Here is a 16,204-nt window from a genome sequence, read left to right as displayed (position 1 = left end):
CGCCGGAAAACACAGAGCCGGTGCTCGCCGAAGTAGTTGGCGAGCACCGGCTCTGGAGTTCAGGGTTTACTGCTGCTGGTCATCCGACGGACGGAAGGCGCGGGTGGCCTTGTTGGCCGGATCCTCACCCTGCTCGCCGCCGAACGGCTGGCTGGCCTGGCCCGGCTGCTGACCGTAGCTCGGCGTGCCGCCGTACTGCTGGCCGGCCTGCGGGCTGGCGAAGTGCTGAGTCGCGCTGTCGTCCGGCCGCGGCTGCGCGGTCTGCCCGTAGGGCGAACCCTGCTGCGGCGCACCGTAACCCGGCTGCTGACCATAGGACGGCTGCTGACCGTAGGCGGCCTGCTGCTGCCCCGGCTGGCTCTGCTGACCGTAGGACGGCTGACCCGGCTGCTGACCGTAGGCCGGCTGCTGCTGGTACTGGCCACCGGTGGAGCTGCCGTAACCGGACTGACCCGGCTGCGCGCCGAAGGACTGCTGACCGTAGGGCTGCCCCGGCTGGCTCTGGCCGCCGAAACCCTGCTGGCCGTAACCGCCCTGCGGCGAACCGTAGCCCTGCTGACCCTGCTGCGCGGCAGCGGGCTTGGGCGCCGGCGGCTTCACGATGCCCATCGCGAAAAGCACCACGGCGGCGGCCAGCGCGGCCTGCACCAGACCCAGGAACAGCAGCACCCAGGCGCCGATCCCGGACTCCAAACCGTTCGGGAGGCTGAAGGCCTGGACGGCGACGCCGAGGAAACCCGCGACCGCCGCGGCCGCCGAGACGGCCTTCCAGTTCTGTTCGGGCAGCAACGACAGTCCGGCGAGCAGGCCGCTGAAGAGCAGCAGCCCGAGCGGGCCGGCGAGTCCGATCTGGAAGCCGCTGACACCCTCGTCCATGACGGAGGCGTAGGGCAGGAAGCCGAGCAGGAAGTTGAGCGCACCGAGCGCGGCGACACCGATCAGCAGGAAGAACGGCAGTCCCTTGCCATCGGCCCCGGAAGCACTCGCACCTGAATTGCCACTACTGGCCGGCTGGCCGGGATTGCTCGGTGCGGAAGGCGTTGCGGGTGTGTTGTACCCGGAGCCCCCGGTCGGGTATGACATGTCGTCGTCTCCTAGGTCGATCGTTTTCGTGCGTAACACATCTGGAACCTCTGTTGACGCTACTGCACTCGTCCGCTGAGGTCACCCTCGAGCAAGCGGATGACCGGCCGAAGCGCCGAATACAAAGGCCGCCCTCAGGTTCTGCGGGCGGCCTTCGTACATTTCTCGCGAATCAGGCGTCGATCTAGCCCTTTTCCAGGATCTCGCGCGCGAGGGCGGCGGTCGCGGACGGCGTCTTGCCGACCTTCACGCCCGCGGCCTCCAGCGCCTCCTGCTTGGCCTGCGCGGTACCGCCACCGCTGGAGACGATGGCGCCGGCGTGGCCCATGGTCTTGCCCTCGGGTGCGGTGAAGCCCGCGACGTAGCCGACGACGGGCTTGGTCACGTTCTCCTTGATGTAGGCCGCGGCCCGCTCCTCGGCGTCGCCGCCGATTTCGCCGATCATGACGATGAGTTTGGTCTCCGGGTCCTTCTCGAACGCCTCGATGGCGTCGATGTGGGTGGTGCCGATGACCGGGTCGCCGCCGATGCCGATGGCGGTGGAGAAGCCGAAATCGCGCAGCTCGTACATCATCTGGTAGGTCAGGGTGCCGGACTTGGAGACCAAGCCGATCGGGCCCTTGCCCGTGATGTTGGCCGGGGTGATGCCGACCAGCGACTCACCCGGGGTGATGATGCCGGGGCAGTTCGGGCCGATGATGCGGGTCTTCTGACCCTTCTCCACGTTGTAGGCCCACGCGTAGGCGGTGTCCTGCACCGGGATGCCCTCGGTGATGACCACGAGCAGCGGGATCTCCGCATCGATGGCCTCGATGATGGCGTCCTTGGAGAACTTCGGCGGCACGAAGGCGATCGACACGTCCGCGCCGGTCTCCTTCATGGCCTCTTCGACGGTGCCGAACACCGGCAGCTCGACGGCGTTGCCGTCCTTGTCGGTGTGCGAGACGGTGGTGCCGGCCTTGCGCGCGTTCACGCCGCCGACCACCTGGGTGCCCGCCTTCAGCATCAGTGCGGTGTGCTTGGTGCCCTCGCCGCCGGTGATGCCCTGGACGATGACCTTGGAGTCCTTGTTCAGGAAAATAGACATTCTGTGTTTGTCCTTACTCGGCCGTCGTTAGCGGGCGGCAGCCAGTTCGGCGGCCTTGTCGGCGCCTTCGTCCATTGTCTGCGCAAGCGTGATGAGCGGGTGCGCGGCATCGGCGAGAATCTTGCGACCCTCGTCCACCTTGTTGCCGTCGAGCCGGACGACCAGCGGCTTGTTCGCCTCGGCGCCAAGGATTTCCAGCGCCTTCACGATGCCGTTGGCGACCGCGTCACAGGCGGTGATGCCACCGAAGACGTTCACGAACACACTCTTGACCTGCTCGTCACCGAGGATGACGTCCAGGCCGGCGGCCATCACCTCGGCCGAGGCGCCGCCGCCGATGTCGAGGAAGTTGGCGGGCTTGACGCCACCGTGCGCCTCGCCGGCGTAGGCGACGACGTCCAGGGTGGACATGACCAGACCCGCGCCGTTGCCGATGATGCCGACCTCACCGTCGAGCTTGACGTAGTTGAGGTCGTTCTCCTTGGCCTTGAGCTCGAGCGGGTCGGTCGCGTCGATGTCCGCGAACTCCGCGTGGCCCGGCTGCCGGAATTCGGCGTTCTCGTCCAGGGTGACCTTGCCGTCGAGGGCGAGGATCTCGCCTTCGGGGGTGCGCACCAGCGGGTTGACCTCGACCAGGGTGGCGTCTTCGCCGATGAAGACCTCCCACAGCTTCTGGATGGTCACGGCCGCGGCGTCGAGCACCTCGGCGGGCAGGTGGCCCTGCTCGGCGATGGAACGCGCGAACGCGAGGTCGACGCCCTTGACCGCGTCGACGGGAACCTTGGCGAGGCGCTCGGGAGTCTTCTCGGCGACCTCTTCGATCTCCATGCCGCCTTCGACCGAGCACATGGCCAGGTAGGTGCGGTTGGAGCGGTCCAGCAGGAAGGAGATGTAGTACTCCTCCGCGATGTCCTTGGCTTCGGCGACAAGGATCTTCTTGGTGATGTGTCCCTTGATATCCAGGCCCAGGATGTTCGACGCGTGGGTGAACGCGTCCTCCGGGGTGGCGGCGTACTTGACGCCACCGGCCTTGCCGCGGCCGCCGACCTTCACCTGGGATTTGATCATCACCGGCTTGCCGATTTCCTCGGCGATGGCGCGGGCGTCCTCGGCTGTCTCCGTGACGCGGCCCTCGGACGAAGGCACTCCGTGCTTAACGAAGAGCTCCTTCGCCTGATATTCGAAGAGATCCATGTACTCACCGTCTCGTCTGCGTTGCTATGACAACGTCTTTGTTGGCGGCCCGACCCTCCGTAGCGGCTGCGTGCAGGTCGCTCGGAAGGATCAGTAGCGGGTCGGGTCGGACTCTAACCAGTCACATGGAGGGCCGATCGGCCACGTTCATCCTAAGTGGCGCAGGTCACGGGCTGATCGGCGGCGCGGTAAAACCGCTGGCCAACGCTACCCGCGAGTAGCTTGTTGTCGGCGCGCCAGGTAGAACAGGACATCCCGCCGGTCGATGCTTGTGTACTACGCGTCGTCGTCGGATAACCTCACCAGTGTGCCCCGCGCACCGTGAGACCTAACGTATTGTTACCGTGATCAATCTCACATGTTTGTACCGATCGGGCGCAACGCTTGCGGACCCTGCAATCGTTTCGTTACCGTCATTGCGGTCGATGTCACAACTCGGTCACAACCAGGAGGACGGCAAGCTTGACGCACAGCAGCACTCCACAGGTTCGCCGTTCCCTGTGGGCGCCGGTTCCTTCCCGTTTCACCAGGTCAACCCGCTTCACGATGTGGCCTCTCCGATGAATCATCGCTCCACCCTCCCAGCCGAAAATCGCACTCGCTCCGGTCATCGTTATCGCGAAGACAACGAACCCTTCGCGGCAGCCGATGCGGGCAGGCGCTCCTTCCCGTCGTCCAACAGCCGGTACGCCGCCGCGGCCCCCGCCGCCGAGCCCGCGCGCCAGGAGCAGTACGACGACTACGCCGCCTACGACAACGGCGGTTACGCCGCCGACGCGTGGGCCCCGAACACCGAGTGGACACAGCAGGATTCGTGGTCCGACGGTGGCGCCTGGGCAGCCGACAACAACTGGGCGCCCGCCGCGCACGAGACCTGGAACCCCGAAGCGGAACACGCCTGGGCCCCCGCCACCGACGACGCCTGGACGCCGGAACCCGAAACCACCTGGGCACCCGGCGCCGAAGAATGGGTGCCGGAGGCCGGTGCGGACTGGACTCCGGACAACACCGGCGCATGGGCCCCCGAATCCGCCGAGATCCCCACGGGGCACAAGGCCCGCCGGGGCGGCGCGCATCGGATGCCCGCACCGCCGGCCGCCCTCAAGGGCCGCGCCGCGGTCGTCGCCGTGGCCGCGGGCGCGGTCGTCGCCGCTGGCCAGTGCGCGATGGCCTCCCCCGAACAGCCCTCGCAGAGCATCGATTACGAAGCCTCCGGCCAGATCCACGAGATCGCCGCCCAGTCGGTCAGCCTGGAAGAGCCCGGCGCCTCCGCGGTCGCACCGCAGGTACTCAATGTCTCCGCGCCCGCCAACTTCGGCCAGTTCTCCGACATCCTGGAGAAGGGCCGCAAGTACGCCGAGGAACTCGCCGCCGCCGAGGCCTCGAAACTGCGGCCGCTGTTCGCGAAGTTCGCCGCGGGCAATTACACCTCCGGCTACGGCGCCCGCTGGGGCGTCCAGCATCTCGGCATCGACGTCGCCGGCCCCATCGGGACGCCCATCTACGCGGTCGCCGACGGCACCGTGATCGAAGCCGGGCCCGCCGCCGGGTTCGGCATGTGGGTGCGGCTGCTGCACGACGACGGCACCGTCACCATCTACGGCCACATCGACACCGCCACGGTGTCGCAGGGGCAGCGCGTCCTGGCCGGCGATCAGATCGCCACCATGGGCAATCGGGGCTTCTCCACCGGCCCGCACGTGCACTTCGAGGTCTGGCTGAACGGCGTCGACAAGGTCGACCCGGTGCCGTGGCTGGCCACCCGGGGCATCGGCCTCGGTGTCCAGCGCGATTGACGCTCCGGCCCTGAATCCTTGTCGTAACAACTGATTTCGCGTCCGCGCGGGTAGCGTTGCCGGGATGACGGCGATGTCGTGGGGCCACCTTGCCGAGCGGGTATCCGCAACCGCCGGGCCGGGTCGATACCTACTCGGGGTCGCGGGACCGCCCGGGGCCGGTAAATCGACATTCGCGGCAGGTTTACGGGATGCCCTGAATACGCGTGCGGGCGAGCCGGTCGCGGCGGTCGCGCCGATGGACGGATATCACCTGCGCAATGCCGAACTGCGGGCGGCGGGCACGCTGGCGCGCAAGGGCGAGCCCGAGACCTTCGATGCCGCGGGCTTCGTGCAAAACCTCCGCCGCCTGCGGGATACACCAGTCGGCACGCCGGTGCCGTGGCCGACCTTCGATCGCGGTGTGGACGAACCCACCCCGGGCGGCATCGTTTTCACGGAGCAGCGCATCGTCATCGTCGAGGGCAACTATCTGCTGCTCGATGACGCCGACGGGCAGGAATGGTCGTCGGTGCGGAAGTTGCTTGATGAATGCTGGTACCTCGACGCCGATCGCCGGCTGCTGGAGAAGCGACTGCTGCGCCGTCACATTCGCGGTGGCCGCACGGTGGGCGCCGCGCGATTGAAGGTGCAGGACACCGACTTTCGCAACGCGGATCGCATCGCCGCCACCCGTGACCGCGCGGATCTGGTACTGCGCGGCCATCAGGGGCGGTACTACCTCGAATAGGGACTAGCGGTGGTCGCGGTACCAGCCGATGAGCGCGTCGGTGGAGGAATCGCCTTGGGGGGCGGGTTCTTCCGGCGAGGTGAGCAGCGGGGCCAGCGCGAGCGCCTGCTGCTTGCCGAGTTCCACGCCCCACTGATCGAAGCTGTCGATGCCCCAGATAGTGCCCTCGACGAAGACCTGATGCTCGTAGAGGGCGATCAGCTGACCCACCACCGACGGGGTGAGCTGGGGGGCGAGAATGGTGGTGCTGGGACGGTTGCCCGGCATCACTTTGTGCGGCACCACCTTCGGGTCGGTGCCCTCGGCGGCGATCTCCTCGGCCGTCTTGCCGAAGGCGAGCACCTTGGTCTGGGCGAACAGATTGCTCATCAGAATGTCGTGCATGCTGCCGGTGCCGTCGCGGGTGGGCAGATCGTCGGTGGGACGGGCGAAACCGATGAAATCGGCGGGGATCAGCCGGGTGCCCTGGTGCAGTAGCTGGTAGAAGGCGTGCTGGCCGTTGGTGCCCGGTTCGCCCCAGAAGATCTCGCCGGTGGAGGTGGTGACGGGAGTGCCGTCGGCGCGCACCGACTTGCCGTTGGACTCCATGGTGAGCTGCTGCAGGTAGGCCGGGAAGCGGGCGAGGTCGTTCGAATACGGCAGCACCGCACGCGATTCCGCGCCGAAGAAGTTCGAATACCAGACACCGAGCAAGCCGAGCAGCACCGGCGCGTTCGCTTCCAGCGGTGCGGTCGCGAAGTGCTCGTCCACGGCGTGCATGCCGGCCAGGAACTCGGCGAACCGCTCCTTGCCGATGGTCGCCATGACCGAGAGGCCGATCGCGGAGTCGACCGAATAGCGGCCGCCGACCCAATCCCAGAAGCCGAACATATTGGCGGTGTCGATGCCGAATTCCGCGACGCGTTCGGCATTGGTGGAGACCGCGACGAAGTGCTTGGCCACCGCGTCCTCGCCTTGCGCGGCCACCAGCCAGCGCCGGGCGGCGGTCGCGTTGGTCAGTGTCTCCAGCGTCGAAAAGGTCTTGGACGCAACGATGAACAGGGTTTTCGCCGGATCCAAGCCGTTCAGTTTGGCGACCAGGTCGGCGGGATCGACATTCGAGACGAACCGGGCGTCGATACCGGCGTCGGCGTAGTGCCGCAGCGCCTTGTGCACCATGTCCGGGCCGAGGTCGGAACCGCCGATGCCGATGTTCACCACGGTGGAGATGCGCTCACCGGTCGCACCCCGCCACTCGCCGGAACGCAACGCGTCGGTGAATTCGCCCATGCGGCGCAAGACTTCGTGCACCTCGGCGTCCGCGTCGGCGCCGTCGATGGTCACCGGCTCGCCCGCGGGCAATCGCAACGCCACGTGTCCGACGGCGCGGTCCTCGGAGGTGTTGATGTGCTCGCCGTGATACATCGCGTCGCGGCGTTGCGCGACACCGGCTTCCTCGGCCAATCGCACCAGCAGGTGCAGGGTTTCCCGGGTGACCCGGTGCTTGCTGTAGTCGATGTGCAGGTCACCGACCGCGATGGTCAGCTCGCGGCCGCGCGCCGGGTCGTCGGCGAAGAGCTCCCTGAGGTGTCGCTCGGCGACAGCGTCGTAGTGATCGTGCAGTTTCCGCCAGGCCGCCGATGCGGTGATGTCGCTGCTCACGTATGCCGAGGTTACTGGCAGCGGCACGGACGCGCACGCGAACCACCCGGCGAACGGCGCTGCGCCACAATCCGCGTCGGTATCAGCGGCTCTGCGCGCGGCCTCCCGCCTAGGCTGGAGCGCATGGTGTCGAAGAGCGAACTTCTGCAATCCGTACCGACGCGGCTGTGGATCGGCGGCCCCGTCGATGCCACCGGCGGCGGCACCTTCGCGGTGCACGATCCGGCCACCGGAGACGTGCTGACCGAGGTCGCCGACGCCACGCCCGAGGACGCCGTGCGCGCCCTGGACGCGGCCGTCGCGGTGCAGGCCGACTGGGCCGCGACCCCCGCCCGCGAGCGCGGCGAGATCCTGCGCGCCGTCTTCGAACGGCTCACCGCGCGGGCCGAGGAATTCGCGCTGCTGATGACCCTGGAAATGGGCAAGGCGCTGCCGGAGAGCCGCAACGAGGTGCGCTACGGCGCCGAATTCTTCCGCTGGTTCGCCGAGGAGGCGGTGCGGGTGCACGGCCGCTACCTGCACGCGCCGTCGGGCACCGGCCGGATCATGGTGCACAAGCAACCGGTCGGGCCGTGCCTGGCCATCACGCCGTGGAACTTCCCGCTGGCCATGGGCACCCGCAAGATCGGGCCGGCGCTCGCGGCCGGGTGCACCATGATCGTCAAGCCCGCCTCCGCGACGCCGCTCACCATGCTGGCGCTGGCCGAGCTGTGCAGCGCGGCCGGTTTGCCGGACGGCGTGCTGTCGGTGGTGACGACCAGTCGTTCCAGCGCCGTCACGCAGCCGTTGCTCGACGATCCCCGGCTGCGCAAGCTCACCTTCACCGGGTCCACCGAAGTCGGTAAGAAGCTTGTCCAGCAGGCCTCGCACGGATTGCTGCGCACCTCCATGGAACTCGGCGGCAACGCGCCGTTCGTGGTGTTCGACGATGCCGATGTCGACGGCGCCGTCCAGGGCGCGATGCTGGCGAAGCTGCGCAACGGCGGCGAGGCGTGCACCGCGGCCAACCGCTTCCACGTGCAGAACGGGGTGCTGGAGGAGTTCACCACCAAGCTGGTCGAGGCGATGTCGAACCAGGTCCGGCTGGGCCCCGGCACCGACCCGGAAACGACCCTCGGCCCGCTGATCAACGAAGATCAGCTCGGCACGGTCACCGAACTGGTGGACGACGCCGTCGCGGCGGGCGCGCGGGTCCGGCTCGGCGGTAAGGCCCCCGGCGGTCCCGGCTGGTTCTATCCGGCGACCATCCTCACCGAGGTGCCGCCGCACGCCCGCATCTTGCGCGAGGAGGTCTTCGGCCCCGTTGCGCCGATCATCGGTTTCGAGACCGAGAGCGAAGGCCTGCGAGCCGCCAACGACACCGAATTCGGCCTGGTCGCTTACGTTTACACCCGCGATCTGGACCGCGCGCTGCGCATCGCCGAGGGGCTGGAGTCCGGCATGGTCGGCGTCAACCGGGGTGTCATCTCCGACCCCGCCGCCCCGTTCGGCGGCGTCAAGGCCTCGGGCTTCGGCCGCGAGGGCGGCACCGAGGGCATCGAGGAATATCTGTCGACGAAGTACATCGCCCTCACCTGAGAACGAAAACGACCGCCCCGGGGTGCATGAACACCCGGGGCGGCCTCAGGGAAACGGTTGTCTCGCGGACACCGCAGAGCTTTCGGGGCCTGGTGGCTGGATCGATCAGTGACCGAGACGGCCGCGGCCGAGCCGCAGCAGCAGCATGGCGAGGGTGTGCCCCTCCTGGCCGAGCTCGCTGAAGCGCTCCAGCACCTTCATTTCGCGGCTGTGCACCAGCCGCGGGCCGCCCGACGCCATCCGAGTACGTCCGATGATGCGCGAGACCTCGGTGCGGCGCTTGATAGCGGCCAGGATCTCGGCATCGAGCTGGTCGATCTCCTTGCGGAGCTTGTCGATCTCAGCCTCGGTCTGCGGCAGAGCCGCGTCGGAGTCGTGCGTCGTTGCGGGGGTACTCATCATTCATCTCCTCGTGTCAGAACTTGGATCGGCCGGCGCGCGCGGGCTGTTACCGTCCGTTCCGGTTCTTTCACCCGTGATCAAGACCTGTTCGGTCTTCCATGGTCCCCCCGAGAACTGCGCTCAGCTACTTTTAGCGCGTCCGGCGGCGTTTCCCGGCGGGTGGCCGGTGCGGCGAGACGTGGTAGCGCAGATCATGCCCGCCAGTCTGCCACGGGGCCGAGGCAATGCAAAACACTTCTATTTGCGAATCTGCGCGCTCGGATCCGCCGGAGACGACCGGGGGTTCTCCCTTGTCGGTGCCCGCCGGTAGCGTGGATGGGCAATGGACATCACGGTGGCTCCTCAGACTCAGGCCGGTCCGCACCGGCACTCCGACGCTCCCCAGAACGCGCAGGTCGATACCGGGCCGACCAGCGCCGCGGGCGCGCCGGGGTCGCTCGCCGCACAAGCCCAGCGCCGGGCCGACGAGCAGGAGCAGCGCCGGGCCGAGCGCGAGCAGCGCCGCACCGAAGAGGCCGAGCGACTGCTCGAGGGCCTCAATCCGCAGCAGCGCGCGGCCGTCGTGCACACCGGCGCGCCGTTGTTGATCGTGGCGGGCGCGGGCTCGGGGAAGACGGCCGTCCTCACCCGGCGCATCGCGTATCTGCTCGCCGCGCGCGGCGCCACGCCCGGCCAGATCCTGGCCATCACGTTCACCAACAAGGCCGCCGCGGAGATGCGCGAGCGCGTCATCGGCCTGGTCGGGCCGCGCGCGAACAACATGTGGGTGTCGACCTTCCACTCCAGCTGTGTGCGCATCCTGCGCATGCAGGCGGCGCTGCTGCCCGGCTTGAATTCGAATTTCTCCATCTACGACGCCGACGATTCGCGCCGCCTGCTCACCATGATCAGCCGCGACTTCGACATCGATACGAAGAAGTATTCGGCGCGATTGCTCGCCACCGCGATCTCCAATCTGAAGAACGAACTGATCGATCCGGCCCAGGCCACGGCCGACGCGGAAACCGATGACAGCGGCGAATTGCCGCGCCTGGTGGCGCGGGTCTATACCGAATATCAGCGCCGGTTGCGCGCGGCGAACGCGCTCGACTTCGACGACCTGATCGGCGAGACGGTCGCGCTGCTGCAGCGCAATCCCCAAGTGGCCGAGTACTACCGGCGGCGGTTCCGGCATGTGCTGGTCGACGAGTACCAGGACACCAACCACGCGCAGTACGTGCTGGTGCGCGAACTGGTCGGGCATCGCGAGCGCCCCGACTTCGACGACGCCGATGCCGGGGCCGCGGCCGCCGATCCCGGCTTCACCCCGGTCCGGCGCGAGGACGTGGTCCCGCCCAGCGAACTGTGCGTCGTCGGTGACGCGGATCAGTCCATCTACGCCTTCCGCGGCGCCACCATCCGCAATATCGAGGAGTTCGAACGCGACTTCCCCGACGCGGAAACCATTCTGCTGGAACAGAACTACCGCTCCACCCAGCACATCCTGTCCGCGGCCAACGCCGTCATCGCGCGCAACGAGAACCGGCGCGACAAGAAGCTGTGGACCGACTCCGGCGAGGGCGATCTGATCGTCGGCTATGTCGCCGACAACGAGCACGACGAGGCCTCGTTCGTGGCCCGCGAAATCGACCGGCTGGTCGACCAGGGCGATGCCAACTACAGCGATGTCGCGGTCTTCTACCGCACCAACAACAATTCGCGGGCGCTGGAAGAGATCTTCATCCGGATGGGCCTGCCCTACAAGGTGGTCGGCGGCGTCCGGTTCTACGAGCGCAAAGAGGTCCGCGACATCGTCGCCTACCTGCGCGTGCTGGAGAACCAGGATGATGCGGTGAGTTTGCGCCGCATCCTCAACACACCGCGCCGCGGCATCGGCGATCGCGCCGAAGCGTGTGTGGCGGTGCACGCCGAGCAGCGCGACATCGGGTTCGCCCAGGCGCTGCGCGATGCCGCCGACGGCAAGGTGGCGCTGCTGAACACCCGGGCACAGCGCGCGATCGCCGGGTTCCTCGACCTGCTGGAGGAGATCCGCGCGGCCGGCGCACAGGACAACGCCGACTTCCCCGATGTCGGGAATGTGGTCGAGGCCGTGCTCGACCGCACCGGTTATCGCGCCGAACTGGAAGCCTCCGACGATCCCCAGGATGGCGCCCGGCTGGACAACCTCAACGAATTGGTTTTCGTGGCACGGGAATTCAGTTCCGAGGCGCACAACAACGCGGCGGCGGCCGAGGCAGAGGGCATGCTCCCGGAGGTCGGCGACGGTGAACCGGAGCCGGGGTCGCTGGCCGCGTTCCTGGAGCGGGTCTCCCTGGTCGCCGACACCGATCAGATCCCGGACGAAGGCACCGGCGTGGTCACCATGATGACCTTGCACACCGCCAAGGGCCTCGAATTCCCGGTCGTGTTCGTGACCGGCTGGGAGGACGGGCAATTCCCGCACATGCGGGCCCTCGGCGATCCGGCCGAGTTGGCCGAGGAGCGCCGGCTCGCCTATGTCGGCATCACCCGAGCCCGGCAGCGGCTGTATCTGAGCCGCGCGATCATCCGTTCCGCCTGGGGTCAGCCCTCGCAGAACCCGGCGTCGCGCTTCCTGGAGGAGATTCCGGGCCATCTGATGGACTGGCGCCGGCTGGAGCCGGCTCCCGCGCCGATATCTCGCGGCCGCCGTCGCGGCGAAGACGATGGCCTGGAACGGGATTGGACTCGCGGCAACGGCTGGGACGATCGCCGCCCGGGCATCCAGGACCGCGGCCCGCGCCGCCCGGCGCCCGGCAAGTCGACGCATCGCAACGCCAATCTCGTTCTGGCCGTGGGTGATCGGGTCAGCCATGACAAGTACGGCCTCGGCCGGGTGATCGAAGCCAATGGCGCGGGTCCCGCCGCCTCCGCGCTGATCGACTTCGGCACGGCGGGCAAGATCCGGCTGATGCCACAGCACGCACCGATCATGAAACTGTGAGCGCCGGGCCGCGGAAGCTAGTGCGGCAGTAGGTCGGCGAGGGCGTCGTCGAGGGTTGGGTACCGGAAGGTGAAACCCAGCTCTCGCAGGACCGCCGAGGTGGCGTGGCGGCCGGTCAGGCCCAGGGCCGCGTCGGAGCGCAGCAGGACGGCTCCGAGGGCGAGCAGCGCGGCCGGCGTCGGCGGGGCCGGTGGGCGGTGCAGGTGGCGGCGCAGGGCAGCCATCAGGTCACGGTTGCGCACCGGGAAGTCGGTGGCGGCGATCAGGATTCCGTTCGGCAGCGTCAGTTTCGGCTCCAGGCCGATCGCGGCGCGCACGATGGTCAGCCAGTCTTCGACATGGATCCAGCTGAACCACTGCTCGCCGCTGCCGACGCGACCGCCGAGCCCCGCCTTGGTCAGCTGGGTGAGGCGCTTCAGGGCGGGCGCTTGCGGATCGAGCACGATGGAGGTGCGCAGAATGGTCCAGTGGTCGGCGTTGGCGCCGTGGAAGGCTTGTTCCCAGGGCTCGGCGACGCCGGTCATCTGCGGGAGTCCCGCCGGCAGCGAAGTCGTTTCGGTGCAGCGGGTTTCGCCCGCGTCCGACCAGATGGCCGTGGTGCTGGCCTGCAGCCAGTAATCGATCGGCGCGGGCAGGGTGGCCGCGGCCGCGACCAGTGCGGCGGTGGTTTCCACTCGGCTGCTGCGCAGTTCGGCGATATTGCGCTCAGTCGGGCGGCAGTCGACGAGCTTGCCCGCCAGGTTGATCAGTGCGGTAGGGCCCGGGTTGCGCAGCGCGTCAACCCAATCGCCGACGGTGCGGCCGTCCCAGCGCTGCTGCTCGAACGGCAAACCGGCATCGGGCCGCCTGGTCAGAATGACCGCGCGGTAGCCGCGACAGGTCAGGTCGGCGGCGATCTGCTTGCCCAGTGCGCCGGTGCCACCGGCGATTACGGCGGTCAGTCCGTGCTGGGCGGGCTCGATCCCGGCCAGCTGCGCCAAGCGGGCGAAGCAGACCCGCGCGTCCCGTTCCAGCAGTGTGCCGACGATCGCCCGGGTAGCGGGGGCCGACGGGCCAGTGAAGGTCAACTCCTGCCCGACTTCGGTACCGCCGTCGCGTGGGACGACGGTCCAGGTGATCCGCATCGTCCCGGCCGGTTCCGGCTGCTCGAGGGTGAGCGCCTGGCCCGGTGTCACGGCGGTGATGGTGAACGGCTCGGCGAATCGGCCGTGCACCAACTCGTTGGCCCGCCCGCGCGGCAGGTAAGCGCCCGTGGTCCCGACCTCGAGCGGGCCGTCCAGCCGCACCGAGACCACACCCGGATTCCACTCCGGCCACCGTGGCAGATCCGCCACCACCTCCCAGACCGCCTCGGTCGGCAGCGCGATGAACTGCGTGTACCTCGAAGTACTTGCCATGACTCCGACGGTAGACCGCTTCGGACCGCCGAGCGCGGAAACCGTGCGCCGGATCACCGCGTGCCGCGGGTCACGACGGTCTCGGGACCGAACCGCACATCACCTAGGCGACATAGGCGCGTTCGAGAATGGAACCGGTGTCGACGCCGGTGGGCAGGGTGCCGTAGGCGATGCCCCAGTCGCCGCCCAGCCGGGTGGCGCAGAAGGCGTCGGCGACGGCGGAGTGACCGTGCCGGACCAGTTGCGCGCCTTGCAAAACCAGCGCCATGAGTTCCACCACGCGGCGCGCGCGATACTCGATATCGGACAGGTCGGACAGTTCCTTGCCGAGCTGCGCGATACCGTCGTCCAGGTGCGGGTTGCCGCCCTTGGCCAGGGAGACCTCGGTGAAGTAGGCCTCCACGGATTCCGGCTGCCGGCCCATGGCGCGCAAGGCGTCCAGCGCCGCGACATTGCCGGAACCCTCCCAGATCGACATGAGCGGAGCCTCGCGATAGAGGCGCGGCATGCCGGATTCCTCGGCATATCCGTTGCCGCCGAAGCATTCCAGCGCCTCGGCGGCGTGCGCGGGAGCGCGCTTGCAGACCCAGTACTTGGTCACCGCCAACGCGATTCGCCGCAGCGCCGCTTCGGCGGGGTCGGCGCCCGCGCGATCGGTGGCGCCGGCCAGGCGCATCATCACCGTGGTCGCCGCGTCGGATTCGATCACCAGGTCGGCCAGCACATTCCGCATCGCGGGCTGGTCGATCAGCTTGGCGCCGAACGCTTCCCGGTGCCGGGCGTGGTGCACGGCCAGCACCGCGCCGGTGCGCATGCCGGTGGCCGAACCGATGACGCAATCCAGGCGGGTCATGTTCACCATCTCGATGATGGTCTTCACTCCCGCGCCCTCCGCGCCGACCAGCCAGCCGGTCGCGTTCTCGTACTCGATTTCCGAGGAGGCGTTGGACTTGTTGCCCAGCTTGTCCTTGAGCCGTTGGATCCGAATGGAATTGCGGACGCCGTCCGGCAGCACCCGGGGCAGCAGGAAGCAGGACAGGCCGCCCGGAGCCTGGGCCAGGGTGAGGAACATATCGGACATGGGCGCCGAGGTGAACCACTTGTGGCCGACGAGGCGATAGCTGCCGTCGGGCTGCGGAGTCGCGGTCGTGGTGTTGGCGCGGACATCCGAGCCACCCTGCTTCTCGGTCATCGACATGCCCGCGATGAGCCCGGCCTTGGTCGACGGTTCACGCAAGCCGAAATCGTAACTGCGCGAGGCCAACAGCGGCTCGAACCGCGCGGCGAGCTCCGGATTGTGGCGCAGCGCGGGAACAATGGCGTAGGTCATGGAGATCGGGCACATGTGTCCGGCCTCGGCCGCGCCCCAGGTGTAGAACTTCGCCGCGCGGGCGACGTGCGCACCCGGCCGCTCGTCGGTCCACGGAGAACCGTGCAGGCCATGGCTGACCGCGACATTCATCAGGTCGTGCCAGTGCGGATGGAATTCCACCTCGTCGACGCGGTGGCCGTAGCGATCGTGGGTGCGCAGCACCGGCGGGTATTCGTTGGCGAGGCGACCCCACTCCTGCGCCTCGACGGAGCCCGCGCGCACGCCGAGTTCACGCACCTCCGGCTCGGCCCAGCCCGCACCCTCCCGGTGCAGGCCCTCGAGCAGCGCGGGGTTGCGCGAGACGTCGAAGGGGGTGATGTCGGGCACTTGGTTGAAGACTTCATGGGTCGGCATCGACAGCTCCTACCGGTTGGCGCCGAGGGCGCGCAGGGCGAATGAGACGAGTTCCGGGACAACGGTTTCGCTGTGCGGGGCGTGCGCCAGCGGGCCCACCAGCACCTCGCCGATCGCGCCCACCAGGGCGGCGGCGCTGGTCCGGGCGTCTTGCGGGGGCAACTCGCCACGCGAAACTCCGTCGGCCACAGCCGATTCGAACGCTTCAGCGAAGGCCCGGCGGAAACGCAGCCGCTCGATGTCGACCACGGCGTCGACCGGCTCGACGAGCAGCACGTAGGCGAGCTTCGGGTTCTTCAGGGCTCGACCGGCGAAGGTATCCACCGCCGCGGCTACGCGTTCGGTCGCGCCGCCGACGGCCGCGGCCGCCCGCACCGCCTCGACTTCCCGGGCGACCACTCGGCGGAAGACCGCGGTCACCAGTTCGGTCTTGCCCTCGTAGTGCTTGTAGACGGTGCCCGTCGCGACCCCGGCTTCGTTCGCGACCGCCGCCATCGACAGACCGGCGAACCCGTCCCGGGACAGCACCCGGGTCGCGGCCTGCACGATGAGTGCGGCCTGCGCGTCGAGTCTGGCCTGCATGGCGGGGGTTCTGCGGTACACCACGC

Annotated in this window: 12 protein-coding genes; 4 read left to right on the top strand and 8 right to left on the bottom strand. The window is 68.4% G+C overall.

All coding sequences use genetic code 11. The features are described from left to right. Nucleotides 1-66 precede the first annotated feature (66 nt). From BJ987_RS09505 to sucC, 3 genes are all read right to left on the bottom strand, one after another. On the bottom strand, nt 67-1,083 hold the full coding sequence (locus BJ987_RS09505; protein WP_209887000.1) for a DUF5336 domain-containing protein: 1,017 nt from the start codon (nt 1,081-1,083) through the stop codon (nt 67-69). 184 nt (nt 1,084-1,267) lie between these two features. Next, nucleotides 1,268-2,170 carry a succinate--CoA ligase subunit alpha gene (sucD, locus tag BJ987_RS09500; protein ID WP_209886997.1) on the bottom strand — a complete coding sequence of 301 codons (903 nt, stop codon included), beginning with the start codon at nt 2,168-2,170 and terminating at the stop codon, nt 1,268-1,270. A 27-nt stretch (nt 2,171-2,197) separates the two neighbouring features. Next, nucleotides 2,198-3,364: an ADP-forming succinate--CoA ligase subunit beta gene (gene sucC, locus BJ987_RS09495; protein WP_209886994.1), complete on the bottom strand. Its 1,167-nt coding sequence runs from the start codon at nt 3,362-3,364 to the stop codon at nt 2,198-2,200. 560 nt (nt 3,365-3,924) lie between these two features. On the opposite strand from sucC, the gene BJ987_RS09490 reads away from it, so the two are divergent. After that, entirely contained in the window at nt 3,925-5,160 is a 1,236-nt protein-coding gene (locus tag BJ987_RS09490) for a M23 family metallopeptidase (RefSeq protein WP_209886991.1), read from the top strand. Nucleotides 5,161-5,224: 64 nt separating this feature from the next. Then, the gene (locus BJ987_RS09485; protein WP_209886988.1) at nt 5,225-5,890 is read left to right on the top strand and encodes a nucleoside/nucleotide kinase family protein; all 666 of its coding nucleotides are present in this window, start codon (nt 5,225-5,227) and stop codon (nt 5,888-5,890) included. A gap of 3 nt (nt 5,891-5,893) precedes the next feature. On the opposite strand, the gene pgi is transcribed toward BJ987_RS09485, so the two are convergent. Continuing rightward, the gene (gene pgi, locus BJ987_RS09480) at nt 5,894-7,531 is read right to left on the bottom strand and encodes a glucose-6-phosphate isomerase (RefSeq protein WP_209886985.1); all 1,638 of its coding nucleotides are present in this window, start codon (nt 7,529-7,531) and stop codon (nt 5,894-5,896) included. A 123-nt stretch (nt 7,532-7,654) separates the two neighbouring features. On the opposite strand from pgi, the gene BJ987_RS09475 reads away from it, so the two are divergent. Further along, nucleotides 7,655-9,109, top strand: coding sequence for an NAD-dependent succinate-semialdehyde dehydrogenase (locus BJ987_RS09475; RefSeq protein WP_209886982.1), 1,455 nt, complete (start codon nt 7,655-7,657; stop codon nt 9,107-9,109). 105 nt (nt 9,110-9,214) lie between these two features. Here the strand turns inward: BJ987_RS09475 and BJ987_RS09470 are convergent, their stop codons facing one another. Next, entirely contained in the window at nt 9,215-9,508 is a 294-nt protein-coding gene (locus tag BJ987_RS09470) for a chorismate mutase (RefSeq protein WP_209886979.1), read from the bottom strand. A 325-nt stretch (nt 9,509-9,833) separates the two neighbouring features. Here BJ987_RS09470 and pcrA point away from each other — a divergent pair, with 325 nt between their 5' ends. Then, a complete protein-coding gene (gene pcrA / locus BJ987_RS09465; RefSeq protein ID WP_209886976.1) occupies nt 9,834-12,473 on the top strand; it encodes a DNA helicase PcrA in 2,640 nt (879 codons plus the stop codon). A 17-nt stretch (nt 12,474-12,490) separates the two neighbouring features. Here pcrA and BJ987_RS09460 read toward each other — a convergent pair whose 3' ends face one another. From BJ987_RS09460 to BJ987_RS09450, 3 genes are all read right to left on the bottom strand, one after another. Next, on the bottom strand, nt 12,491-13,870 hold the full coding sequence (locus tag BJ987_RS09460) for a DUF1731 domain-containing protein (protein ID WP_209886973.1): 1,380 nt from the start codon (nt 13,868-13,870) through the stop codon (nt 12,491-12,493). Between the two features lie 103 nt (nt 13,871-13,973). After that, a complete protein-coding gene (locus BJ987_RS09455) occupies nt 13,974-15,596 on the bottom strand; it encodes an acyl-CoA dehydrogenase family protein (protein WP_209886970.1) in 1,623 nt (540 codons plus the stop codon). 9 nt (nt 15,597-15,605) lie between these two features. Further along, complete coding sequence (locus tag BJ987_RS09450; protein ID WP_209886967.1) at nt 15,606-16,202, bottom strand: TetR/AcrR family transcriptional regulator; 597 nt, start codon at nt 16,200-16,202, stop codon at nt 15,606-15,608. Nucleotides 16,203-16,204 lie beyond the last annotated feature (2 nt).

It is taken from the genome of Nocardia goodfellowii, from assembly GCF_017875645.1.
Taxonomy (GTDB): Bacteria; Actinomycetota; Actinomycetes; order Mycobacteriales; family Mycobacteriaceae; genus Nocardia; species Nocardia goodfellowii.
Note: the sequence above shows the minus strand (reverse complement) of the source record. Positions and strands in the feature narration are given on the sequence as shown.

What these genes read in the sequence shown, in the direction of transcription:
- BJ987_RS09505 (WP_209887000.1), bottom strand. Translation starts at nt 1,083, where the DNA reads ATGTCATACCCGACCGGGGGCTCCGGGTACAACACACCCGCAACGCCT.
- sucD (WP_209886997.1), bottom strand. Translation starts at nt 2,170, where the DNA reads ATGTCTATTTTCCTGAACAAGGACTCCAAGGTCATCGTCCAGGGCATC.
- sucC (WP_209886994.1), bottom strand. Translation starts at nt 3,364, where the DNA reads ATGGATCTCTTCGAATATCAGGCGAAGGAGCTCTTCGTTAAGCACGGA.
- BJ987_RS09490 (WP_209886991.1), top strand. Translation starts at nt 3,925, where the DNA reads ATGAATCATCGCTCCACCCTCCCAGCCGAAAATCGCACTCGCTCCGGT.
- BJ987_RS09485 (WP_209886988.1), top strand. Translation starts at nt 5,225, where the DNA reads ATGACGGCGATGTCGTGGGGCCACCTTGCCGAGCGGGTATCCGCAACC.
- BJ987_RS09475 (WP_209886982.1), top strand. Translation starts at nt 7,655, where the DNA reads ATGGTGTCGAAGAGCGAACTTCTGCAATCCGTACCGACGCGGCTGTGG.
- BJ987_RS09470 (WP_209886979.1), bottom strand. Translation starts at nt 9,508, where the DNA reads ATGAGTACCCCCGCAACGACGCACGACTCCGACGCGGCTCTGCCGCAG.
- pcrA (WP_209886976.1), top strand. Translation starts at nt 9,834, where the DNA reads ATGGACATCACGGTGGCTCCTCAGACTCAGGCCGGTCCGCACCGGCAC.
- BJ987_RS09460 (WP_209886973.1), bottom strand. Translation starts at nt 13,870, where the DNA reads ATGGCAAGTACTTCGAGGTACACGCAGTTCATCGCGCTGCCGACCGAG.
- BJ987_RS09455 (WP_209886970.1), bottom strand. Translation starts at nt 15,596, where the DNA reads ATGCCGACCCATGAAGTCTTCAACCAAGTGCCCGACATCACCCCCTTC.